We start from the raw sequence: 24863 nt of genomic DNA on the forward strand, positions 1-24863 counted from the left end.
ACAAAAAACTTTGGTAAAAACCAATAAGCTTAATGTTTTCAACGATCCAATTTACGGTTTTATTGGAACTCCCAACGAACTAATTTTTAGTCTGATCGCACACCCTTACTTTCAAAGGCTGAGGCGAATATCCCAAATGGGACTTTCTTATTTGGTTTACCCGGGAGCACACCACACTCGGTTTTCACATGCCTTGGGCAGTATGCATTTAATGACGAAGGCCATCCAGGTACTAAAAATAAAAAACGTTCCCATAACCGAAGAGGAAGAAAAAGGCCTTCTGTGCGCCATATTGCTTCACGATATTGGTCATGGACCATTTTCCCACGCCTTGGAGGGTTTTGTTGCCAAGGAAATTAGCCATGAGCAGATTTCCTTAAAATTTATGCAGGAGCTCAACAAAGAGTTCAATGGACAATTGGATACGGCCATTGCCATTTTTAAGGGGGATTACCCAAAAACCTTTCTAAACCAATTAGTATCCAGTCAACTGGATATGGACCGATTGGATTATTTAAAGCGGGACAGTTTTTATTCTGGGGTAACGGAAGGCAACATAAATTCTGAAAGGCTTATTTCCATGCTCAATGTAGTGGAAGGAAACTTAGTGTTGGAAGAGAAAGCCATATATGCGGTGGAAAAATTTTTGATGGCCCGTAGATTTATGTACTGGCAAGTGTATTTGCACAAAACTGGATTGGTAGCGGAACAATTATTGGTCCGGGTCATGCAACGCGCCCGCCTTCTCTTGAGTAAAAACACCGAACTTACCTGCAGCAAGCCCTTATTGTTTTTTTTAAAGAACAATGGCACGTTGAAATTTAATGCCGAAATTTTAAGGACCTTTGCCAATCTTGATGATATGGATATCCTGGGAGCTCTGAAAACTTGGCAATTCCATGAAGATTTTGTCCTATCCAAACTTTGCAAAATGCTATTGGAAAGAAGACTGCTCCATGTTAAGGTAAAGAAAAGGGCCCTTTCCACAGAAAAAATGGAAGAGAAATTGAATTGGATCATGGAAAAACACGATCTTTCCATAGAAGAAGCTTCCAATTTTGTGTTTCAAGGGGAGATATCCAACAAGGCCTATAGCAAAGATGAGGCCATCAAAATTTTAAAGAGTAACGGCAAAATATCGGATGTTCTGAAGGAATCGGACCAACTCAGCTTAAAAGCACTGGCAAAAACCGTGACCAAATATTATAGCTGTTATCCTAAGAAAGCCGTTTAACAAATTTTGTTACTTTTGCACCAATGAAATTTACAGCTACCCAAATTGCCGGAATCCTAGAGGGGGAAGTTGAGGGAAATCCTCAAATCGCTGTCCATAAATTATCTAAGATCGAAGAGGGTGAAAAAGGGTCGTTGACCTTTTTGGCCAATCCTAAATACACCTCTTATATTTATTCCACTAAGGCATCCATTACTATAGTAAACAAGGATTTTGTTCCAGAGCAGTCCATTACAACAACATTGATCAAAGTTGATGATGCGTACAAATCCTTTTCCAAATTATTGGAATACTATAATCAGGTTAAAAATAACAAAGTGGGTATAGAAAACCCCTGTTATATTTCGGAAACCGCAAAGTATGGCGAAGAATTTTACCTGGGAGCGTTTGCTTACCTCGGAAACAATGTGAACATAGGCAATAATGTAAAAGTCTATCCCAATGCCTACATTGGCGATAACGTGACCATTGGAAACAATGTAATCGTTTTTGCAGGAGCCAAAGTCTATTCCGAAACCATAATCGGCAACAACTGTGTAATCCATGGTGGTGCCATTATCGGTGCGGACGGATTTGGATTTACGCCCAATGCCAACGGAGAATATAGTAAAGTGCCCCAAACAGGCAACGTTATTATAGAGGACAACGTTGATATTGGTGCAGGAACTACAATAGACCGAGCAACCCTAGGGTCCACTATATTAAGGAAGGGAGTAAAACTGGACAATCAAATCCAGATTGCCCACAACGTAGAAATTGGTGAACATACAGCCATTGCGGCCCAAACAGGTGTGGCTGGTTCCACCAAAATTGGCAAAAACTGTTTAATCGGCGGCCAGGTAGGTATCGTAGGTCATATTACCATTGGCGATAGAGTTCGTATACAGGCACAATCCGGAATAGGCAGAAATGTAAAGGACGATGAAGTACTCCAGGGATCTCCTGCCTTAAATTATGGTGATTTCAACAAATCGTACGTACACTTTAAGAATTTGCCAAAATTGGCAAATCAAATCTCCAACATAGAAAAAAAAGTTGAAGGTGAGCAAAACAAGTAACAAACAACGCACAATAGCCAAAAAAGTAAGCCTACAAGGTGTAGGATTGCACACTGGGGAAAATGTAACAATGAGTTTTCTTCCTGCTGACGAAAACCATGGTTTTGCGTTTAAAAGAATAGATCTCGAAGGTGAACCCATAATAGAGGCCGATGCCAATTATGTGGTAAACACCCAACGTGGGACCAATCTGGAAAAGAACGGAGTCAAGATCCACACATCGGAGCATGTTTTAGCAGCTTTGGTAGGTTTGGATATAGACAATGTTCTCATAGAGTTGGATGCACCGGAACCTCCGATCATGGACGGTTCTTCCAAATTTTTTGTCGAAGCTTTGGAAGAGGCCGGGATAGTGGAACAAGAGCAGGAACGTGAAGAGTATGTGGTAAAAGATGTGATTTCTTATAAAGATGAGACCACGGGAAGCGAAATCACCATTATTCCCGCAGAAGAATACCAAGTAACCACCATGGTAGACTTTGGCACCAAAGTTTTGGGAACACAGAATGCCACATTGGAAAAAATGTCGGATTTTAAAGAAGAAATTGCCGATGCCCGCACATTTAGCTTTCTACATGAACTCGAAATGTTGTTGGAGCATGGACTAATAAAAGGTGGGGACCTAAACAATGCCATTGTGTATGTGGACAAGGAAATCTCCGAATCCACCATGAAAAAGTTGGAGAAAGCCTTCAATAAAGAAAAACTCTCCGTTAAGCCCAACGGTATTTTGGATAACCTGACTTTGCACCACCCAAATGAAGCTGCACGTCATAAGTTATTGGATGTGATCGGCGATTTGGCACTTGCCGGAACCCGGATCAGAGGAAAAGTAATCGCCAACAAACCCGGGCATTTTGTGAACACCCAATTTGCAAAAAAACTATCCAAAATCATAAAGATCGAGAAAAGGAACAAAGTTCCCACATACGACCTGAACCAAGAACCATTGATGGATGTGAACGAAATTATGGCAAGACTGCCGCACAGACCTCCATTTTTATTGGTCGATAAGATTTTGGAACTATCCGACACACATGTGGTGGGCGTAAAAAACGTGACCATGAACGAGCCGTTCTTTGTGGGCCATTTTCCTGGTGCACCGGTAATGCCAGGGGTATTGCAAGTGGAAGCAATGGCTCAAACAGGAGGAATTCTTGTATTGAGCACTGTTCCCGACCCTGAGAATTACCTAACATTCTTTATGAAGATCGATAAGGTAAAATTTAAGCAACAAGTAGTTCCGGGAGATACCTTAATTTTTAAATGTGATCTAATTTCTCCCATTCGAAGAGGAATTTGCCATATGCAGGCCTATGCCTATGCCAACGGGAAGTTGGTTTCGGAAGCAGAACTAATGGCGCAGATCGTAAAAACAAAAAACACAGATTCGTAGATGAACCAACCTTTAGCATATGTTCACCCCGGGGCCAAAATTGCCAAAAACGTGGTAATTGAACCCTTTACCACCATACACAACAATGTTACCATAGGTGAAGGCACATGGATAGGCTCCAATGTGACCATTATGGAGGGCGCCCGTATCGGGAAAAACTGTAATATATTCCCCGGTGCCGTAATTTCGGCCATGCCCCAGGACTTAAAATATCAAGGAGAAGATACCACGGTCCAGATTGGCGACAATACCACCATTCGTGAATGCGCCACTATCAACAAGGGAACATCCGACCGGATGAAGACCGTAATCGGCAACAATTGTCTAATTATGGCCTATTGCCATATTGCACACGATTGTTTGGTGGGCGACGGTTGTATATTTAGCAATAATTCCACTTTGGCAGGACACGTCACCATAGGTCAAAATGTAGTTCTGGCAGGTATGGTGGCAGTTCACCAATTTGTATCCATTGGAAACCACGCATTTGTAACAGGTGGTTCCTTGGTTCGTAAAGATGTACCTCCTTATGTAAAGGCCGCAAGAGAACCACTTTCCTATGTTGGCATCAATTCCATTGGATTGCGAAGAAGAGGTTTCGAATCCGATAAGATTCGTGAGATTCAAAATATTTACAGACTACTTTATCAACAAAACTATAACAATTCCCAAGCTGCGTCCATTATAGAAGCAGAAATGGAGGCAACCCCGGAAAGGGATGAGATTCTTCAATTCATCAGAGATTCGCAGAGAGGAATTATGAAAGGATATTTCAGTTCAAACTAAAATTTATGGCAAGTACTTCAGATATAAGAAAAGGATTGTGCATCAAGTACAACAACGACATCTACAAAATTGTGGAGTTTCTTCATGTTAAACCAGGTAAAGGGCCTGCATTTGTCCGTACCAAATTAAAGAGCGTAACCACCGGAAAAGTAATCGACAACACTTTTTCCGCCGGTCATAAAATTGAGGACGTCCGTGTAGAAACACGCAGCTATCAATTTTTGTACAACGAAGGTGAAACATATCATTTTATGAACACCGACGATTACACTCAGATCGCATTGCAAAGAGACGCATTGGATGCTTACGATCTTTTGAAAGAAAGTGAAGTGGTAACCATTATTTTCAATGCTGAGGACAACATGCCGCTTTCCGTTGAAATGCCCGCAAGCGTAGTTTTGGAAGTTACCCACACTGAGCCAGGTGTGAAGGGAAACACCGCTACAAACGCAACAAAACCTGCTACGGTAGAAACTGGGGCCACGATCAATGTTCCTCTTTTTATCAACGAAGGTGATAAGATAAAAATCGATACGGAGAAAGCTTCCTATTTGGAGCGCTCCAAAGAATAAGGCTGAATGAAATTCCCAAAAACCTATACCTTAAAAGAAATTTCGGAACTTATTGATGCCGATTTTGTAGGGAATAAGGATTTTCCTGTTTTGGGCATGAACGAGATCCATGTGGTGGAAGAAGGTGACATTGTATTTGTGGACCATCCCAAGTATTATGACAAGGCACTGCAGTCAAAGGCTACCGTAGTTCTCATCAATAAAGAGGTGGAATGTCCAGAGGGTAAAGCTTTGCTTGTCTCGGATGATCCCTTTAGGGATTTCAATAAGTTAACGCGTCATTTCAAACCTTTTGAAAGTGCAGTAATATCCATAGCGGAATCTGCAAAAATAGGGGAGGGAACCATTATCCAGCCCAACGTATTTATCGGCAACCATGTAGAAATTGGTAAAAATTGCGTAATTCATCCCAACGTAACCATTTACGATGGATGCAAATTGGGCGATAACGTAACCATACATGCAGGAACCGTGTTGGGGGCCGATGCGTTCTACTATAAAAACAGGCCCGAAGGTTTTGACAAATTGCTTTCTGGTGGGAATGTCGTGATAGAGAACAATGTGGATATTGGAGCCGGATGCACCATTGACCGTGGAGTAACAGGCTCAACTACCATAAAAGAAGGGGCTAAATTGGATAACCAAATCCAAGTGGGGCACGATACCGTTATCGGAAAAAAATGTTTGATCGCATCCCACGTAGGTATCGCTGGTTGTTGCATTATTGAGGACGAAGTGACACTTTGGGGCCAGGTGGGTATCACCAGTGGTGCTACCATTGGGAAAAAGGCGGTAATATTGGCTCAATCCGGTATTTCCAAATCCCTGGAAGGCGGTAAAACCTATTTTGGTTACCCGGCAGAGGAAGCTCGGGAAAAACTCAAACAAATTGCATACATCAAAAAGATTCCAGAAATCTTGAAAAAACTAAAAAAGATTTAAGAAATCAATAGAAAAAAACTTTAGTAAACCATATTTTTGTATCTACATTAAGTTAAATATATGAGCGTCTTAGTAAACAAGGATTCAAACATAATTATACAAGGATTTACCGGTAGTGAAGGAACTTTCCATGCCGAACAAATGATTGAATACGGAACCAACGTAGTCGGTGGTGTGACCCCAGGAAAAGGTGGTCAGGAACATTTGGGAAAACCAGTTTTCAACACCGTTGCCGAAGCTGTAAAAGAAGTTGGTGCCGATACCACGATTATTTTTGTTCCACCCGCATTTGCTGCGGATGCCATTATGGAAGCTGCCGATGCAGGAATCAAGGTGATCATTACCATTACCGAAGGTATTCCCGTAGCGGATATGGTAAAAGCCAACGATTACATCAAGGATATGGACTGTACGTTGATCGGTCCAAACTGCCCAGGAGTAATTACTCCGGGTGAGGCAAAAGTTGGTATTATGCCAGGATTTGTCTTCAAAAAAGGAAAAGTAGGCATTGTGTCCAAATCCGGAACATTGACTTATGAAGCTGCTGATCAAGTTGTTCGCCAGGGATTGGGAATCACAACAGCCATTGGAATTGGTGGTGACCCTATTATTGGGACCACGACAAAACAAGCTGTTGAATTGTTGATCAACGATCCGGAAACCGAATGTGTGGTAATGATCGGTGAAATTGGTGGCCAATTGGAGGCCGAAGCGGCAAGATGGTACAAAGAAAGCGGAAGCAAAAAGCCTGTTGTAGGTTTTATTGCTGGTGAAACTGCTCCTGCCGGACGCACCATGGGACACGCCGGAGCTATTGTAGGCGGTAGTGATGATACCGCACAGGCCAAGAAAAAAATCATGCGCGACTGTGGTATCCATGTTGTGGATTCTCCCGCAGAAATTGGCGTAAAAGTTAAAGAAGTGGTTGGATAATCAACCGTTAAATCCATACTAAATCCCGTTTTATGCGGGATTTTTTTTCGTCTAAACATAAAACAACGACTATATTTGGTTAATAACCATTCAAACACCATCGATTTATGAAACTTTTGGAAGGGAAAAACGTAATTATAACAGGAGCAAGTAGGGGCATTGGAAAAGGAATCGCAGAAGTATTTGCCAAACATGGAGCAAATGTGGCGTTTACTTACAGCTCTAGTGAAGCTCCAGCATTGGAACTGGAACAAGAATTGACCAAACTTGGCGTCAAAGCCAAAGCCTATAAAAGTAACGCCGCAAGTTTTGAAGAGTCCGAAGCACTTATTGCCAAGGTCTTGGAGGATTTTGATGGCAGGATTGATGTACTCATCAACAATGCAGGCATTACCAAGGACAATTTATTGATGCGAATGGGAGAGGACGATTTTGATAAAGTAATCGAAATCAACCTAAAATCAGTTTTCAATATGACCAAAGCAGTGCAACGTACTATGTTGAAGCAACGTAAAGGCTCTATAATCAATATGAGCAGTGTGGTTGGTGTAAAAGGCAATGCGGGTCAGACCAATTACGCAGCTTCCAAAGCAGGAATGATCGGGTTTACAAAATCCGTTGCCTTGGAACTAGGGTCTAGGAATATACGTTGCAATGCCATTGCGCCAGGTTTTATCGAAACTGAAATGACCGAAAAGTTGGACGAAAAAACAGTTCAAGGTTGGAGGGAAGGTATTCCTTTAAAACGAGGTGGTAGCCCCGAGGATGTTGCCAACGCCTGTGTTTTCTTGGCATCGGACTTATCTGATTATGTCACCGGACAGGTATTGAACGTTGATGGTGGAATGTTAACATAAGTGAATGGAACTGAGCACGGTACTTCTTATTGTTTTAGCAGTTGCTGCCGCGCTTGCCCTTGTCTATTTTCAATATTACCATAAAGACCCGAGAAAGGGTTCACTTAAATTTATATTGGCCGCACTGAGGTTTGTCACCTTGTTTTGCGGCCTTTTACTTTTGGTAAATCCAAAGTTTGTCAATAGGGATTATTTTATCGAAAAAGCCAATTTGATTCTATTGGTGGACCATTCCGAATCCATGCAGGAAGCCTCATCAGAGGGCGAAATTTACCAAGCCATACAACAAATAAAGCAGGGTGAAGCCATAAATGAAAGGTTTGCTGTGCATCAATATGGTTTTGGCGATATTGTTTCAGTAACCGATTCCATTCGTTTTGATCAAGGAAATACCGATCTTTCCAAAGCGCTGACTACCGTAAATGATGTTTTTGTAAACGGAAACAATGTTATTGCATTATTTTCTGATGGGAACCAGACCTTGGGCAAGGATTTCGAATACATCAACTTAAAGGAAAATTTAGCTGTAAATCCCGTAGTTGTAGGTGACACCACTCAATACGAGGATATCGCCGTAGGCTTTATCAACGTTAATAAATACGCATTTTTACGTAATACCTTTCCGATTGAGACCTCTGTCCGTTATCAAGGAAACAGTTCAGCATCCAGTACCATTTCTATTTATCTAGATGGCAGTAGGGTTCACCAGGAACGTATTGAACTGAGCGCGGAAAATAACAGCCGGACGATTAAAACTTTGGTCGAGGCAAAAAGTGTAGGGGTTAAAACCATAAAAATAGAAATCAGACCTTTGGACAGTGAACGAAATGTTACCAATAACTCCAAAGAAACGGCCATAGAGGTCATCGATGAAAAAACCAATATTGCGATTGTTTCGGATATACTTCATCCGGATATCGGTGCGCTCAAAAAATCCATAGAATCCAACGAACAACGCTCCGTAATCCTTCTAAAGCCAGATGCCACCCCATCCGAGTTGGAAGAAATAGGTTTGTTCATCCTATATCAGCCTAACAGGAATTTTAAAACTATATACGATTATTTGGAAAAATATGGGGGAAACTATCTCACTATTGTAGGGACAAAAACAGATTGGAATTTTGTGAATGCCTCGCAAAATAGCTTCACGATATCCGGTAGTAGGCAGCAAGAGGATGTTTTACCCGTTTTAAACAATGCATTTGGGATGTTTGGATTGGGCGAATTTTCGGTTGACGACTTTCCGCCCCTGCAAGGAACCCTGGGTGAAATAGAACTTAACAAGGAGAGCGAAACCTTAATGTACCAACAGTTACAAGGTGTAAATTTGGATAAACCCCTATTCACCATTCTTACGGAGCGCAATAAAAAGGAAGCGATATTGTTTGGGGAAGATATTTGGAGATGGAGGGCCCAAACGTACAGAAACGAGCAAAATTTTAAAAAGTTTGATGACTTTATAGGTAATTTAATGATTTATCTAGTTTCCAATAAACAACGGAATCGACTGGAACTGGACTACGAACTGGTATTTGACAATGCCAATTTGGCCAAGATCAGAGCTTCCTATTTTGATGAAAGCTACCAGTTTAATGCCAACGCAAGTATTTCTATCAAAATAGAAGGAGAAGACAATGATTTTACCAGAGTATCTCCATTACTTCTTAAAGGGGGCTTTTACGAAATCGATCTAAGCAACTTAGAGGCCGGCACCTATAAATTTACCGTCAAGGTGGAAGATGAAAACTTGAATAGGTCCGGGACATTTAGAATCTTGGACTTTAATCCCGAGAAGCAACTAATCTCCGCCAACTATAAAAAAATGGGTCGTTTGGCATCCAAAAGTAACGGATACCTTTACTTTTTGAACAATCTGGACGATTTACAATCGGAATTGACCACTTCCGGAAAATTCTTGCCCGTACAAAAGACCAAGGAGAATGTCGTATCTTTAATAGATTTCCGTATTTTATTGGGATTAATTGCTCTATCCCTAACGTCGGAGTGGTTCATCAGAAAATATAATGGATTAATATAAATAGAAGTAAAAATGGACAAATTGCCCAAGATTGCGTTGCCTGCACTGGCAACGGTTATTTTCTTAATTATCATCATTTCAAAATCTGCAGTGACCATAGGTTCCGGTGAAGCAGGTGTATTGTATAAAACCTTTGGTGGCGGTGTTGTTACGGATGCCCCACCCTTGGGAGAAGGCTTTCATTTAGTAGCGCCTTGGAACAGGGTATATATTTATGAAGTAAGACAGCAGGAAAAAACCGAAAAAATGAATGTGCTATCGTCGAACGGACTGGATATTAAATTGGAAGCTTCCGTATGGTTCCAGCCTAAATACGATGAATTGGGAAAACTACACCAAGAAAAGAGCGAACAGTACATCGACCGAGTACTTCTTCCCGCTATACGCTCTGCGGCAAGAAGTGTTGTTGGAAGATATACGCCCGAACAACTTTATTCGAGCAAAAGGGATGCCATACAACAAGAGATATTTGAAGAAACCCAAAAAATAGTTGAGGATCAATACATCCAATTGAACGAAGTTTTGGTAAGGGATGTAACATTGCCTCCCACTATTAAAGATGCCATTGAACGCAAATTAAAACAAGAACAGGAATCTTTGGAGTACGAATTTAGATTGGTCACAGCCGAAAAAGAAGCTGAAAAAGTTAGGATAGAAGCACAAGGTAAGGCAGATGCCAACCGTATTTTAAGTGCTTCACTTACCGATAAAATATTGCAGGACAAAGGTATAGACGCTACAATAAAACTATCCGAATCACCAAATACCAAAGTAATCGTGGTAGGATCGGGAGACGACGGCCTACCATTAATTTTGGGAAATAACTAAATAACTCTTTTTTGATATAAAAATATATCCTACTTTTGACGTATAATGAAAACGAATAACGTACATCATCATCATTTTTATACTTGCTCTCAAGCGAGATAGGAATGTATTGCTGTATTTAAAATATATTCTAACCCGTTTGAGAAATCAAACGGGTTTGTTTTTTGTACCCCTTTGGTTTTTCGGACAAAAACTTGAAAAATGACAAAAATTAGAATTGCTGTTCAAAAGAGTGGGCGTTTAAACGAAGATTCGCTCAAAATTTTAAAAGATTGCGGTATTTCCATAGACAACGGGAAAGATCAATTAAAAGCTACTTCCCGCAATTTTCCCTTGGAAGTATTTTATCTAAGAAATGGGGATATTCCACAGTACCTGCGAGATGGGGTAGTGGACATAGCCATTATCGGAGAGAACGTCCTTATAGAAAAAGGGAAGGACATTTCCATAGCCGAACGTTTGGGTTTTTCCAAATGTCGGGTTTCCCTGGCAGTTCCAAAAAGCGAGAGTTACAATTCCATTAAGGATTTCGAAGGGAAGAAAATCGCAACTTCCTACCCAAACACGGTCAAGGAGTATCTGGCCGCCAGAGGGGTAAACGCAGAACTTCATATTATAAATGGTTCCGTGGAAATTGCTCCCAATATCGGTTTGGCTTATGGAATCTGTGATATTGTTTCGAGCGGTAGTACGTTGTTCAAAAACAACTTAAAGGAAGTCGAGGTAATGCTAAAAAGTGAAGCAGTGCTCGCTGTTTCGCCTACCATTTCCGAAGAGCGCAAAGAACTCTTAAAAAAAATACAGTTCAGGATCAAATCGGTTTTGCAGGCACGCCAGAACAAATATGTGCTCATGAATGCACCAAACGAGAAACTGGACGAGATTATTTCCATTCTCCCCGGAATGCGGAGCCCCACGGTATTGCCCTTGGCTGAAGAAGGATGGAGCTCTGTGCACACGGTAATAAATCGAGAGACTTTTTGGGAAGTAATCGATGAACTGAAACAAGCGGGAGCAGAAGGTATCTTGGTTTGTCCAATCGAAAAAATGGTCCTTTAAAATTAGGTAGAATGATAGGTGAGTTCAACATAAAATGGATTCCCGAAGAGAATCTGTCCTCAATTTTACCTTTGGCATTTGTGCTGAACAATAAAAAGGTTTGCATGGATATCTTACAGCAACGATTGGCCGCTATGATTCCCATGGGATATAAATGTATCGGGGTTTATGATCAAGAAAGATTAGTGGGAATATGTGGGGTATGGGAACTGAACAAACTCTATGCAGGAAAGCATTTGGAACCGGATAATGTGATTATTGATCCCGAATATCAAGGAAAGAAAATCGGCGACTTAATGATGTCCTTTTTAACGGATTATGCAAAATCCATAGGTTGCGAAACCATGGAACTTAACTGTTATGCCAATAATAACAGAGGTAAACAATTCTGGGAAAACCAAGGTTACGAAGCCTTGGGCTTTCACATGATCAAAAGACTAAAACCATGAAAAAGTATATAAATCCAGATAAAGACACTTGGCCAAAACTACTTCAAAGGCCAACACAGACTGTTTCCGACATAGAGGAAACGGTGAACGATATTTTTAAGGCTGTACAGACCGGTGGTGATGGGGTCATCAAAAAGTACACTGCGCAATTCGATAAGGTAGAATTGGACTCTGTTTTAGTGACTGCTTCAGAAATTGAAACTGCCAACAACAACGTTTCAGATGCTTTAAAGCAAGCTATCAATTTGGCCAAATCCAATATTGAAAAGTTCCACGCAGCCCAAAAAACTGATAAAGTTGAAGTCGAGACCATGCCTGGTGTGGAATGTTGGCAGGAAAAACGTCCTATTCAAAAAGTGGGGTTGTACATTCCAGGGGGAACAGCACCTCTATTTTCAACCATTTTGATGCTGGCCATTCCAGCGAAGCTTGCTGGCTGCAAAGAAATAGTACTATGTAGCCCGCCAGATAAAAATGGTAAAATCAATCCTGCCATTTTATATGCCGCCCAACTTTGTGGCGTAACACAAATTTTTATGGTTGGAGGTATTCAGGCCATTGCAGGGATGACCTTTGGCACGGAGAGTGTTCCGAAAGTGTACAAAATATTTGGTCCAGGTAACCAATATGTAACCGTTGCAAAGCAATTGGCCACCAAGTATGGTGTGGCAATCGACATGCCTGCGGGTCCAAGTGAGTTGTTGGTGGTTGCTGATGATTCTGCCAATGCTGCATTTGTTGCTTCGGATTTATTGAGTCAGGCTGAACACGGAGTAGACAGTCAGGTAATTTTGGTTTCTACTTCTGAGAAAATGATTGAAGCTGTTGAAAAGGAAGTTGAAATTCAGCTTGAACAACTACCAAGGGTCGATATTGCTCGAAAATCTATCGGCAACAGTAGATTGATTTTGGTCAAAGACCATAAAGAAGCCATAGAGCTCATCAACGAATATGGTCCGGAGCACTTTATTGTTTGTGTGGAAAACGAGGAATTTTATTTGGATAATATCCAGAATGCTGGTTCGGTTTTCATAGGAAATTACACCCCAGAAAGTGCGGGTGATTATGCTTCCGGCACCAACCACACCTTGCCGACCAATGGTTATGCCAAACAATACAGCGGTGTAAACCTGGATAGTTTTATGAAGAGCATGACCTTTCAGAAGATTTCAGAAAAGGGAATTCAAGGAATCGGGACTGCCATAGAATTAATGGCCGAAGCAGAAGGATTACAAGCACACAAAAACGCAGTAACCCTTAGATTAAATAGTTTGAAACAATGAAAGGGTTTGATTTAAATACATTGGTTAGGGAGTCCGTACAAAAACTACAGCCATACTCTTCGGCACGAGACGAATATGTCTCCGATGGTTCCGAAATGCTATTCTTGGACGCAAACGAGAACCCGTTCGATAATGGGGTAAATCGGTACCCCGACCCATATCAACGCAGCTTAAAATTATTATTGGCCGAACAAAAAGGAGTATCAGAAAGTCAAATTTTGTTAGGTAATGGAAGCGACGAAGTATTGGATTTAATTTATCGGGCGTTTTGCGAACCAAATCAAGATAATATCATTACGTTGCCACCAACTTATGGTATGTACAAGGTACTGTCAGGCATTAATGCGGTGGAAAACAGGGAAGTGTTACTGACTGACGATTTTGAACCGAATGTGAAAGAAATTTTAGGCGTAGTGGATGCCAAATCCAAGCTACTTTTTATTTGTTCCCCGAACAATCCCACAGGAAATTCCTTTAAAAAAGAAAGAATCGAACAATTATTGGCATCTTTCAGTGGATTGGTTGTTATCGATGAAGCCTACATCGACTTTTCAAAAGATGAAAGTTGGTTATCGCAACTGAATAACTATCCCAACTTAATCGTGACGCAAACCTTGTCAAAAGCCTATGGTTTGGCAGGTATTCGGTTAGGCATATGCTATGCATCCGAAGAAATAATAAAGGTTTTGAACAAAATCAAACCACCGTACAATGTTAATCAATTAACTCAGCAAAGAGCACTCGAGCGTGTTTTAAACCAAGATTTGGTCAATAAAGAAATACTACAAATACTACAGGAACGAGATCAACTGATCACTGCTTTAAATAACTTGGGATTTGTAAAAAAAATATACCCCACCGACGCCAATTTTGTGTTGGCCAAGGTGGATAATGCCAACAAACGTTACCAACAACTTTTGGAAAAGCAAGTAGTGGTGCGAAACCGCAGTACGCAGCCGCTTTGTGAAAACACTTTGCGCTTTACCGTTGGTACACCAGAAGAAAACAAAAAATTGATAGCCACTTTAAAAGAATTGAACTAATGGCCAAAAAAGTACTATTTATTGATCGTGATGGAACGATCATCAAAGAAACTGTCGATGAGCAGATAGATGCCTTTGAAAAAATGATTTTCTATCCCAAGGCATTTACGTATTTAGGAAAAATTGCAAAGGAATTGGACTATGAATTGGTGATGATCACCAACCAAGATGGTTTGGGAACCGATATTTTTCCCGAGGATACCTTTTGGCCCGTTCATAATTTTATCATGAAATCTTTTGAAAATGAAGGTGTGGTTTTCGATGCGGTTTACATCGATAAAACCTTTCCAAAGGACAATGCCGACACTCGTAAACCCGGCACCGGCATGTTGACTTCCTATTTTTCCGAGGAATATGATTTGGAAAATTCATTTGTGATCGGTGACCGTTTGACAGATGTGGAGTTGGCCAAGAATCTTGGAGCGAAAGGCATCTTCATCAATGACAATACCCATTTAGGAACAGGAGAAATCACAGTAAAACGTGAAGAATTGGATGACTTCATCGCTCTGGAAAGTAATGATTGGGAGAAAATCTACGAGTTCTTGAAATTGGAAAATCGTATTGCTGAAATCTCACGTAAAACCAATGAGACTGATATTCAAATCAAAATAAACCTCGACGGAACTGGAAAAAGCAATATCAACACGGGATTGGCATTTTTTGACCATATGTTGGACCAATTGGCCAGACATGGACAAATGGATTTAAATATTAAAGTAGATGGTGATTTAGAGGTAGATGAACACCACACCATTGAAGACACAGCAATTGCATTGGGAGAGCTGTTTTCCAAAGCTTTGGGCAATAAATTGGGTATTGAACGCTATGGTTTTGCATTGCCCATGGATGATTGCTTGGCACAAGTGGCCATCGATTTTGGTGGTCGAAATTGGTTGGTTTGGGATACTGAGTTCAAGCGAGAGAAAGTAGGAGATATGCCAACCGAAATGTTCATGCACTTTTTTAAATCGTTCACTGATGGAGCCAAGGCGAACTTGAACATTAAAGCCGAAGGTACCAACGAACACCATAAAATTGAAGCTATATTCAAGGCCTTTGCCAAATCCATTAAAATGGCGGTAAAACGAGATGCTGAAAAAATGGTGTTGCCGTCTACTAAAGGAATGCTGTAAAAGTCAGAAGTACAAAGTCAGAAGTACAAAATAAAAAGTTAGGAACAGTCCAATGAGAAAGGATTTGAAGGATAGAACAAAAGCATTTGCTATTAGTACTTGGAACTTATGTTCAAATATTCCAAAATCTAGAGAGTTTAATGCCTATGTCAATCAATTAATCAGATGTTCGAGTTCTGTTGGAGCAAATTACAGAGCCTCACAACGAGCAAAATCTCGTGCCGATTTCATCAACAAACTCAAAATAGTTGAGGAAGAAATAGATGAAAGCATGTACTTTTTAGAACTTCTAATGGAAATAAGCGAAAATAACCTCTCAGAAATGAAATCATTGCACACCGAAGCAACTGAAATTTTAGCCATTGTTGTTTCATCTATTAAAACCGCACGAGAAAATGGGAAATAAAATAGAACTTCGTACTTCTAACTTCAAACCTTGTACTTTTCTATGAAAATTGTAATTATCGATTACGGAGCAGGAAACATTCAAAGCATCATATTTGCCATAAAACGGTTAGGATATGAAGCCGTTTTGAGTCATGATACCGAAGAAATCCGAAATGCCGATAAAGTTATTTTTCCTGGAGTTGGCGAGGCAAGTTCCGCTATGGAAAAATTAAGAGCCACGGGATTGGATACGCTTATTCCAAAGCTAAAACAACCAGTTTTGGGCATCTGTTTGGGCATGCAGCTCATGTGTAATGCTTCTGAAGAGGGCAACACCGAAGGATTAGGAATTTTTGATTTGGATGTGGTAAAATTTTCAAACAAAGTAAAAGTTCCTCAAATAGGATGGAACCAGATTTCAGATTTAAAAAGTGAGCTTTTTGCCAATGTTCCTGATAAATCATACATCTATTTAGTGCACAGTTTTTATGCACCTATCGGTAAAGAATCCATTGCTTTATCTGAATATGAGGTCGAATATAGCGCTGCTTTGCAGAAAGATAATTTTTATGGGGTACAGTTTCATCCAGAAAAAAGTAGTGAAGTAGGAAGTGGAATTTTGCAAAATTTCTTAAATCTATAAGTATGAGGATAATACCAGCCATAGATATCATTGACGGTAAATGCGTGCGTCTTTCCAAAGGCGATTACAATACCAAAAAAGTCTATAACGAAAACCCTTTGGAAGTAGCCAAGGAGTTTGAGGAACATGGTATTCAACATCTTCATTTGGTGGATTTGGATGGCGCAAAATCCAAACATATTGTCAACCATAAAGTTTTGGAGTCCATTGCATCAAAAACCAATCTTCAAATTGATTTTGGTGGGGGGTTAAAATCCAATGAAGATCTGCACATTGCTTTTGAAAGTGGTGCAAAACAAATCACAGGTGGGAGCATCGCTGTAAAAGACCGAGACACGTTTTTGGGTTGGTTGGAAAAATATGGGCCGGAAAAAATTATTCTGGGTGCAGATGCCAATAATGAAAAGGTGGCCGTTTCTGGCTGGCAAGAAGAATCAGATTTACAACTTATTCCTTTTGTTCAACAATACCAATCGGAAGGCATAACCTATGTGATTTGTACAGATATAAGTAAGGATGGTATGTTACAAGGACCATCATTCCAGTTATACAAAAAAATGCTGTCCCAAACCAAAAAAGGATTACATTTAATAGCCAGTGGTGGAATCTCCACTTTTGACGAACTTCCCAAACTTGCCGAAATTGGTTGTGAGGGCACAATCATAGGCAAAGCCATTTATGAAGGTAAGATCAGTTTAAAACAATTGGAACATTATATTCTTGAGAATGGATAAAGAAAAAGAACTCCAAGAAGAATTGGTTTGGAATGCAGGGTATCGTATGAACGAAAACCTCCGTATGATCAAAATTTGTTTAGATCAACTTTCTGAAGAACAAGTTTGGCAGAAGCCGAACAGCTCGTGCAACAGCATTGCAAATCTTATTCTTCATTTATGCGGAAACATCACCCAATATGGGATTGCTTCCATTCAAAACTTGGAGGATGAACGTAAAAGGGATGAAGAATTTGCCACCGAATCTGGCTACACCAAAGCTGAGTTAATCAAAAAACTAGAAGATACGGTCGATGAAGCTAAAAGAGCATTTTATGATGCTCCCTTACATGAGCTTTTGCGCAAACGTTATGTTCAAGGGTTTAATTTTTCTGGGGTCGGCAACATTATCCATGTAACAGAGCATTTATCTTACCACACGGGTCAGATTGCACTGTACACTAAAATGTTGAACGATCAGGATCTTGGATTTTATTCTGGGGTAAACTTGAATGTGAAGAACGAATAATTATGTTAACAAAAAGAATAATTCCCTGCCTCGACATAAAAGATGGTAGAACCGTTAAAGGTGTCAATTTTGTGGATTTACGTGATGCTGGTGACCCAGTAGAATTGGCACAACGGTATGCTGATGAAGGTGCAGATGAACTTGTTTTCTTAGATATTTCTGCCACCGAGCAAAAGCGTAAAACGCTGGCGGAGTTGGTGTATCACGTAGCAGAAAAATTAAATATACCATTTACAGTAGGTGGTGGAATCTCTTCCGTGGAAGATGTAGATATCTTACTTAAAAACGGAGCAGATAAAGTTTCTATCAATTCATCAGCGGTTAAAAATCCAGAATTAATCAACGAATTGGTGGCCAAATTTGGTTCGCAATGTATAGTTGTTGCCATAGATGCTCGTAAAACTACCGATGGCTGGAAAGTGCATTTGGTGGGAGGCAAAGTGCCTACGGAATTGGATTTATTTGATTGGGCAAAAGAGGTAGAGCAGCGTGGTGCTGGTGAAATTTTATTTACCTCCATGGACCATGATGGTACTAAAAATGGCTTTGCTGACGAGGAATTGGCTAAACTATCGAGTTTGGTAAACATTCCCATAATTGCCTCTGGTGGGGCGGGAGCGGTGTCTCATTTCACAGATACTTTTAAATATGGTAAGGCAGATGCAGCTTTAGCGGCAAGCGTTTTTCATTTTAAGGAAATCGAAATCAATTCACTCAAAAAAGAATTAAAGGAAAAAGGAATTCCTGTAAGATTATAATAATGCAAATAGACTTCAATAAAAATTCAGACGGACTAGTTCCTGCAATAATTCAAGATGCAACAACCAAAAATGTGTTGATGCTAGGGTACATGGATCAGGAAGCATTCAAAAAAACCCAAGAAACGGGTAAAGTCACTTTTTTTAGTCGTTCTAAAAATAGGTTGTGGACAAAAGGTGAGGAAAGTGGCAACTTTTTGGAATTGGTTTCTATGAAGGTAGATTGCGATAAGGATACCTTATTGGTCCAAGTGAAGCCAGCTGGGCCCACCTGTCATACGGGTACAGATACCTGTTGGGATGAAGAAAACACACCCAACTTTAGCTTTTTATCAGAATTAGAGAATGTAATCGCTTCCCGAAAAGAAAACAAAGAGGATGAAAAAAGCTATGTAGCTTCACTTTTTAGAAAAGGAATCAATAAAATTGCCCAAAAAGTAGGGGAAGAAGCTGTTGAAACGGTAATTGAAGCCAAAGACGATAACGAAGAATTGTTCTTAAACGAAAGTGCAGATCTTTTATTCCATTACTTGATTTTACTCCAAGCCAAAGGATACACTTTAAAAGATATTGAAAAAGTATTGATAGAAAGGCATTAAAAAAGACTTTTTTATAAGGTAACGGGAGACCAAGTTAATTGGATTGGTTTTATAATCTTGTCCTGATTACAAATATAAACGGTATTGTTTTTAACAAATACTCTAGTCACAGGAATAGTTATTTTACTAGGTGCTTTTTCTCCCTTCATCCTAATCTATTTGTTTCTTATAACGGTTTTTACCCATGTTAAATATACCTACTTTAATACCCAAACCAGCAGAGAAGCCGTTAATGCGATCCAGTGCTTGTTGCTCCAATTCAATTTTACTAGAAAACCGGTATTTACCAGTAGCTTCTAACTGTACGTACCTATTGATATTAAATAATAAACTTACTCCTGGTTCGTAAACAAATATGTAGTCCGAAGTGTCAAAATCCTCATTATCAAAATCGTTGTCATCGTTCTCAAAGGTGTCGCCATCTACATAACCAATAGCTCCGCCACCTATAAATTGAGGAAAGGACAGGCTAATTGTTCTTTTACCAAAAAGAATTGGTTCCAAGTGTAAGCCTACATAACCACCTATTAAATCTTCATTATCTATAGATAATTCGCCAGATAAGTTTTGTTGCGAATAAAACCCATAGGTTGCTAAGCCTATTTCTAATTTACGGTTAGCAACGTAAGCGAGTTTTAGACCGGCAAAAAAAGTGTCCTTTCCATCAATTTCACCAATAGCCAATGGAATACCGAGATATATACCATGGACTACATTGTTACGGTCGTTAAAGGTGATGTATTCGTCATTACTTTTTTGTTGCGCATGCGTGGTGATTATACTAACTAATGCTATAAATAATACTGTCGTTTTTTGATTGAACATTATTCAAATTTTGATTGATATAATTTAAAGACAACCCAATTTTAAAAAGGTTGCATGTGTAAGACTATTTTAATCATTTATGGTTACAATTCCTTTAACTCCAGAAATAGTAATTTTTCCCAGGGCATTATTACCGTAGGTAGCTTCTATTTTTCTAAGTTTTTTACCCTTATCCAACATTTTGGAAGCAACATTATCAAAGGTTTTAGGTAGTCTTACAACTCCTTGTTCCAGTGTAGCTATAAAGCGATGGGGGAAATTTGTGGTTTTGATGGTAATATCAGAGGATTCTTGGGTGAGCGTTATAGCAGCATCGGGATTACCTATTTTAGCAACTACAAAATCTACAATCTTTAATTCGCTATCTATATCCTTTTGCAATTGCTCTATTCTAATGGAAGAGAATTTAAGACTTCCAAAAAGGTGTTTAACTTCTTCTACATGTATTTCATCCTTGTTTGAATACAACTCAAGTGTGGCTATAGCATTCAATTGTATTTCGCTCCCTTCCGTTGTTAATTGCAAGTTTTTGGCGTCATCCATGCTTAACTCGCCATTTTTTAGGACTATTCTGGCATAATTGATGTTTTTAGCACGTATTTTTCCAAATTTTAATTGAATAGTAGCTTTGCTGATCATTTCTCCTAACCATAAGTCACCATGTTCTAAGTTGGCCTCTAATTGCCCTTGCCATTCTTCTATAAGAATATCCCCAAATTTGTTGGTAACATTCAATTTGGCATCCCTAGGTAAAAACACTTCATAGTCTATTTGTACTCTACTACGGTCTGAATCTATTGGGTTTGTCTTATTAAAAAAATCTGCAAACCATCCGGTATTTCTATTGGCTATAACAGATGTTATGGAAACATAGCTTTGATTGGCACGTATTTCTGGTTGCACTCTTTGAAGTAAATCCTTGGCATTTTCTTCTTTTTTATGATTTACTTTTACAGTAATAACCACTTTTACTTTTGGCTGTTCCCAACCGGTGAAGGTTATATTTCCATATTTGTTGTCGATGTGTAGCTCTCCGTTAGCCTCTAATTCAAATTGCTTTTCTATTGTTTTTTCAACGTGCTCTTGTGCTGACACAGTAGCTGAAGTTAGTAATAAGAGCAATCCTAGGTAAGTTTTATAAAGTGTACTCATAATTCTGCTCAAATTTTTTGGTTTCATTAAGTCGTTCTAAAAGCTTCTCTATAAGCTCAATGCGTTTTTTGTAGTTGGCAACAATAGCTTCCAGGACCTGCTCATTGTCTAAATTGGTCTCCATTTCTTTTTTTAGTGCCAGGTATTCCGCATCTAATTCGTCCATAAAAGACAAAAATTCATTTTTATCGGCTGTACTAAGTTTTGGATTTTTCTGTACCAACGCTACTTGGTAATTAACCAAACTTTTGTAATGCATGTCTATTTCCAGCAACTCTTTTGATGCCAGCTGGTTCTCTGTAACTATGCTAGGTTTAAAATGTGTGTAGAAAAATGTAATTACCATCAGAGCCATCAAACTAGCAGCAATTTTTAAGAACAGTTTCCTTTTATAAAGTGGCACAACTTTAGTTTTACCTGCTTCTAAAACGGTATTGATCTGCAGCCACATGTTATCTCGATCCGCTCTTTCTGTGTTAAAAGCTTCTGCATTGTCGCTTATGTATTTTTCAAAATCATCCATCATAATTCACTTACAATTTGCATTAACTTCTTTTTGGCTCTGTGGTATTGGGATTTCGAGGTACTTACTGTTATTTCTAAGATTGTTGCAATTTCTACATGATCATATCCTTCTACTAAATATAGATTTATAATTTGCTTGTAGCCATCTGGTAATAACGCAATGCCACGTTTAATTTTACTAATATCTTTTACATCCGGTATCACAGTCTCCGTGGTTTGGGTCATCTGATATTCGCTTTCCTCCATAGGTACTAAATCTACCTTTTTAGCTTTAAGATGGTTAATACTTTTATTAATCACAATCCGCTTTAACCAAGCTCCAAAACTGCTTTGGTATTTAAAAGAGTGTAATTGTTTAAAAGCATCTATAAAGCTGTCTTGTACAATATCTTCAGCATCTTCTTTATTTCCTAAAAACCTAAAACCAACATTATACATGGCATCCACATAGTAACTATAGAGCTCGTATTGAGAACTACTATGGCCTGCTTTGCACTGTTCTACTAATGATTGATGTGTAAAACGAATGTCCGTTTTCAATGGTTCGGTTTGATGCTTATTGCTCTAAAGACAAAGGAAATACTAAAGGGTTGCACCTAGAGTAAAAAAAGTGTGAAGTTTTTTCAATTAGGTGAAGAAACTGCGTTTTTTTTTAGAAGCAATGCAACCTTGTCTTTTTTGACTTGTCTATTGGTGGTATACATTTTAATTCAAACATCAAAAAACAAATCAGAAAATGAATTCAAAAAAAATACCATGGGTAATGGTAGTTTTAGTATTAAACTCTTTTTGGAGTTTTAGCCAAACCAATTACACACTAAGTGGCACTATCAGAGATAATAATAATGGAGAAACACTTTATGGTGCTTCTATTTTCCTTGCCGGTACAACTATAGGAACTACCACAAATGAATACGGTTTTTATTCTATTACCGCACCAGAAGGCATCTATGAACTAAATGTCTCTTACATGGGTTTTACCGATGTTAAAATAAAAGTGAATTTACACGCAGATGTAAAAAAGGATATCGAGATTGAACAATTATCTACTGAGCTGAACGAGGTTATCGTAACTGCCGAAGAACCAGAAAAAGCCTTGCTTCGGAAACCAGAAATGAGTGTACTAAAAATGAATATTGGAACTGTTAAAAAGATGCCTGTTGTATTAGGCGAGGTAGATATTTTAAAATCGTTACAATTGCTTCCCGGGGTCACTAACAATGGAGAAGGCACTGGAGGTTTTCATGTACGGGGTGGAGCCCAGGACCAAAATTTAGTTTTGTTAGATGAGGCTATCATTTACAACACCTCTCATATGTTTGGCTTCTTTTCTGTTTTTAATGCAGATGCCATTAAAGACTTAAAATTGTATAAAGGTGGTATTCCGGCTCGGTTTGGAGGTAGGGTTTCTTCTGTTTTGGATATCAGACAAAAAGACGGGAACAATAAAAATTTTGCACTTACTGGTGGTATCGGTGCAATTTCTAGCAGGTTAACAGCAGAAGGGCCAATGTTCAAAAACAAGGGCTCTTTTTTGGTTGCTGGTAGACGTTCCTATCTAGATCTTTTTCTTAAAGCTGCGGGTGAAGAGAATTCCGTAATGTTCTATGATTTAAACCTTAAAACCAATTACAGCATTAATCCAAATAATAGAATATACCTGAGTGGTTATTTTGGAAGAGATGCATTTGAAATCGGTCAAAGCTTTGCCAGTAGTTATGGCAATGCCTCTGGCAATTTACGATGGAACCATATTTTCAACGATAAATTATTCTCTAATCTTTCCGCAATTGTCAGTAGGTATGATTATGATTTAGACTTGGATTTTGAAGAGTTTGAGTGGATGTCCTCCATAAACAACTACAATCTTAAGTATGATTTTAAATATTACTTAAATGATGGTTTTACTTTGGGTTTTGGGGCCAGCAGTCTGCTCTATGAGTTTGACCCTGGCCAGATAAAACCAACATCAGAAACATCTGCCATAAATCCCTTGGCATTAGATAAAAAGAGAGCTTTAGAAAGTGCGGTTTATGTAAATGCTGAGCATAAATTAAGCAATAGACTAACGGCACAATACGGATTACGTTTAAGTGGATTTTCCAGATTGGGCGGGCAACCTATTTCGATATATCAAAACAACCAGCCGGTTGTATATAATTCGGATTTAGAAATCTATGAGAGAGGGGAGGTAATTGATGAAACTACGTATAAAAAGAGTGACGTTATTACTTCTTTTCGCAATCTAGAACCTAGAGCATCTTTGGCCTACTTAATTAATGATAACAGTTCTTTAAAGGCAGGGTTTTCAAGAACAGCCCAGTATATTCATCTTTTATCAAACACCTCTTCTGTAACACCTTTAGACGTTTGGACTCCAAGCGGGCCCTTTATAAAGCCGCAATTGTCCAATCAATATGCGCTTGGTTACTTTCATGACTTTATGGATAAGAAATATTCCTTGGAGGTAGAAGGTTACTTTAAAACCGTGGCAAATCGGATAGATTATATAGATGGTTCTGACCTTATAGGCCAAAATACCATAGAAACCGAAATATTGAATGGAGAAATGCGTGCCTACGGTTTAGAGCTCTTGCTACGCAAAAACACAGGGAATTTTACGGGTTGGTTAGCTTATACGTTGTCAAAATCTGAACAACGTACTCTTGGTGATACAGCTGGCGGACCTGGAATTGCCAACGGTAATTGGTATCCTACTTTTTTTGATAGAACCCATGATATATCCATTTCTGGCGCATACCGGTTAAACGATCATTGGAGCTTTGGAACAAACCTAGTATATCAAACAGGGAGACCAGTGACTTACCCCAATGGGCAGTATAGTTACGAGGGGGTGTCCATTGCAAGTTATGCAAGTCGAAATTCAGACCGTTTACCAGCGTATCACCGTTTGGATGCATCTATAACTTACACGCCCAAAAAATCTTTAAATAAGCGATTTAAGGGAGAATGGGTTTTAAGCATTTACAACCTCTATCACCGTAAAAATGCGGCCAGTATTTCTTTTGGACAAAACTTTGAAACAGGAGCCAACGAGGCTACAAGAACCGCCATATTTGGCATATTACCATCCATCACTTATAATTTTAAATTCTGA

26 protein-coding genes are annotated in these 24863 nt (G+C 39.2%); 22 read left to right on the top strand and 4 right to left on the bottom strand.

Annotated features, from left to right (window positions below; all coding sequences use genetic code 11):
• Nucleotides 1-10 precede the first annotated feature (10 nt).
• From MJO53_RS15180 to hisIE, 21 genes are all read left to right on the top strand, one after another.
• Complete coding sequence (locus MJO53_RS15180; protein WP_252079727.1) at nt 11-1234, top strand: HD domain-containing protein; 1224 nt, start codon at nt 11-13, stop codon at nt 1232-1234.
• A 23-nt stretch (nt 1235-1257) separates the two neighbouring features.
• Nucleotides 1258-2292 (top strand): UDP-3-O-(3-hydroxymyristoyl)glucosamine N-acyltransferase, encoded by a 1035-nt coding sequence (gene lpxD, locus MJO53_RS15185; protein ID WP_224836957.1) that lies wholly within the window; start codon nt 1258-1260, stop codon nt 2290-2292.
• Entirely contained in the window at nt 2276-3688 is a 1413-nt protein-coding gene (locus MJO53_RS15190) for a bifunctional UDP-3-O-[3-hydroxymyristoyl] N-acetylglucosamine deacetylase/3-hydroxyacyl-ACP dehydratase (protein ID WP_224836956.1), read from the top strand. The genes lpxD and MJO53_RS15190 overlap by 17 nt, the downstream gene beginning before the upstream one ends.
• Entirely contained in the window at nt 3689-4474 is a 786-nt protein-coding gene (lpxA, locus tag MJO53_RS15195) for an acyl-ACP--UDP-N-acetylglucosamine O-acyltransferase (protein ID WP_224836955.1), read from the top strand.
• A gap of 5 nt (nt 4475-4479) precedes the next feature.
• Nucleotides 4480-5046: an elongation factor P gene (gene efp / locus MJO53_RS15200; RefSeq protein WP_224836954.1), complete on the top strand. Its 567-nt coding sequence runs from the start codon at nt 4480-4482 to the stop codon at nt 5044-5046.
• Between the two features lie 6 nt (nt 5047-5052).
• Nucleotides 5053-5988 (top strand): UDP-3-O-(3-hydroxymyristoyl)glucosamine N-acyltransferase, encoded by a 936-nt coding sequence (locus tag MJO53_RS15205; protein ID WP_252079728.1) that lies wholly within the window; start codon nt 5053-5055, stop codon nt 5986-5988.
• A 60-nt stretch (nt 5989-6048) separates the two neighbouring features.
• Complete coding sequence (gene sucD, locus MJO53_RS15210; protein ID WP_252079729.1) at nt 6049-6921, top strand: succinate--CoA ligase subunit alpha; 873 nt, start codon at nt 6049-6051, stop codon at nt 6919-6921.
• A 107-nt stretch (nt 6922-7028) separates the two neighbouring features.
• Nucleotides 7029-7778, top strand: coding sequence for a 3-oxoacyl-[acyl-carrier-protein] reductase (gene fabG, locus MJO53_RS15215; protein WP_224836951.1), 750 nt, complete (start codon nt 7029-7031; stop codon nt 7776-7778).
• A 4-nt stretch (nt 7779-7782) separates the two neighbouring features.
• Entirely contained in the window at nt 7783-9816 is a 2034-nt protein-coding gene (locus MJO53_RS15220; RefSeq protein WP_252079730.1) for a VWA domain-containing protein, read from the top strand.
• Nucleotides 9817-9828: 12 nt separating this feature from the next.
• A complete protein-coding gene (locus MJO53_RS15225; protein ID WP_224836949.1) occupies nt 9829-10644 on the top strand; it encodes a prohibitin family protein in 816 nt (271 codons plus the stop codon).
• Nucleotides 10645-10845: 201 nt separating this feature from the next.
• Nucleotides 10846-11703: an ATP phosphoribosyltransferase gene (gene hisG / locus MJO53_RS15230; RefSeq protein ID WP_224836948.1), complete on the top strand. Its 858-nt coding sequence runs from the start codon at nt 10846-10848 to the stop codon at nt 11701-11703.
• A gap of 11 nt (nt 11704-11714) precedes the next feature.
• Nucleotides 11715-12152 carry a GNAT family N-acetyltransferase gene (locus MJO53_RS15235; protein WP_252079731.1) on the top strand — a complete coding sequence of 146 codons (438 nt, stop codon included), beginning with the start codon at nt 11715-11717 and terminating at the stop codon, nt 12150-12152.
• Complete coding sequence (gene hisD / locus MJO53_RS15240; protein WP_252079732.1) at nt 12149-13435, top strand: histidinol dehydrogenase; 1287 nt, start codon at nt 12149-12151, stop codon at nt 13433-13435. Before MJO53_RS15235 ends, hisD begins: the two co-directional genes overlap by 4 nt.
• Nucleotides 13432-14478, top strand: coding sequence for a histidinol-phosphate transaminase (hisC, locus tag MJO53_RS15245; protein ID WP_252079733.1), 1047 nt, complete (start codon nt 13432-13434; stop codon nt 14476-14478). Before hisD ends, hisC begins: the two co-directional genes overlap by 4 nt.
• Nucleotides 14478-15614 carry a bifunctional histidinol-phosphatase/imidazoleglycerol-phosphate dehydratase HisB gene (gene hisB, locus MJO53_RS15250; RefSeq protein ID WP_252079734.1) on the top strand — a complete coding sequence of 379 codons (1137 nt, stop codon included), beginning with the start codon at nt 14478-14480 and terminating at the stop codon, nt 15612-15614. Before hisC ends, hisB begins: the two co-directional genes overlap by 1 nt.
• Nucleotides 15615-15666: 52 nt before the next feature.
• The gene (locus MJO53_RS15255) at nt 15667-16020 is read left to right on the top strand and encodes a four helix bundle protein (RefSeq protein ID WP_252079735.1); all 354 of its coding nucleotides are present in this window, start codon (nt 15667-15669) and stop codon (nt 16018-16020) included.
• 42 nt (nt 16021-16062) lie between these two features.
• Nucleotides 16063-16644: an imidazole glycerol phosphate synthase subunit HisH gene (hisH, locus tag MJO53_RS15260; protein ID WP_252079736.1), complete on the top strand. Its 582-nt coding sequence runs from the start codon at nt 16063-16065 to the stop codon at nt 16642-16644.
• 2 nt (nt 16645-16646) lie between these two features.
• On the top strand, nt 16647-17378 hold the full coding sequence (hisA, locus tag MJO53_RS15265) for a 1-(5-phosphoribosyl)-5-[(5-phosphoribosylamino)methylideneamino]imidazole-4-carboxamide isomerase (protein WP_252079737.1): 732 nt from the start codon (nt 16647-16649) through the stop codon (nt 17376-17378).
• Nucleotides 17371-17886 (top strand): DinB family protein, encoded by a 516-nt coding sequence (locus MJO53_RS15270; RefSeq protein WP_224836941.1) that lies wholly within the window; start codon nt 17371-17373, stop codon nt 17884-17886. The genes hisA and MJO53_RS15270 overlap by 8 nt, the downstream gene beginning before the upstream one ends.
• 2 nt (nt 17887-17888) lie before the next feature.
• Nucleotides 17889-18644, top strand: coding sequence for an imidazole glycerol phosphate synthase subunit HisF (gene hisF, locus MJO53_RS15275; protein ID WP_224836940.1), 756 nt, complete (start codon nt 17889-17891; stop codon nt 18642-18644).
• Nucleotides 18645-18646: 2 nt separating this feature from the next.
• A complete protein-coding gene (hisIE, locus tag MJO53_RS15280; RefSeq protein WP_224836939.1) occupies nt 18647-19243 on the top strand; it encodes a bifunctional phosphoribosyl-AMP cyclohydrolase/phosphoribosyl-ATP diphosphatase HisIE in 597 nt (198 codons plus the stop codon).
• 150 nt (nt 19244-19393) lie between these two features.
• Here the strand turns inward: hisIE and MJO53_RS15285 are convergent, their stop codons facing one another.
• The 4 genes from MJO53_RS15285 to MJO53_RS15300 form a co-directional block, all read right to left on the bottom strand.
• Nucleotides 19394-20068 (bottom strand): hypothetical protein, encoded by a 675-nt coding sequence (locus MJO53_RS15285; protein WP_252079738.1) that lies wholly within the window; start codon nt 20066-20068, stop codon nt 19394-19396.
• A gap of 69 nt (nt 20069-20137) precedes the next feature.
• On the bottom strand, nt 20138-21220 hold the full coding sequence (locus MJO53_RS15290) for a hypothetical protein (RefSeq protein ID WP_252079739.1): 1083 nt from the start codon (nt 21218-21220) through the stop codon (nt 20138-20140).
• A complete protein-coding gene (locus MJO53_RS15295; RefSeq protein WP_252079740.1) occupies nt 21204-21746 on the bottom strand; it encodes a hypothetical protein in 543 nt (180 codons plus the stop codon). The genes MJO53_RS15290 and MJO53_RS15295 overlap by 17 nt, the downstream gene beginning before the upstream one ends.
• The gene (locus MJO53_RS15300; protein WP_252079741.1) at nt 21743-22285 is read right to left on the bottom strand and encodes an RNA polymerase sigma factor; all 543 of its coding nucleotides are present in this window, start codon (nt 22283-22285) and stop codon (nt 21743-21745) included. Before MJO53_RS15300 ends, MJO53_RS15295 begins: the two co-directional genes overlap by 4 nt.
• Before the next feature lie 196 nt (nt 22286-22481).
• Between MJO53_RS15300 and MJO53_RS15305 the strand changes: the two genes are divergently transcribed.
• Entirely contained in the window at nt 22482-24863 is a 2382-nt protein-coding gene (locus MJO53_RS15305; protein WP_252079742.1) for a TonB-dependent receptor, read from the top strand.

The sequence above is a fragment of the Flagellimonas marinaquae genome, from assembly GCF_023716465.1.
GTDB lineage: Bacteria > Bacteroidota > Bacteroidia > Flavobacteriales > Flavobacteriaceae > Flagellimonas > Flagellimonas alginolytica.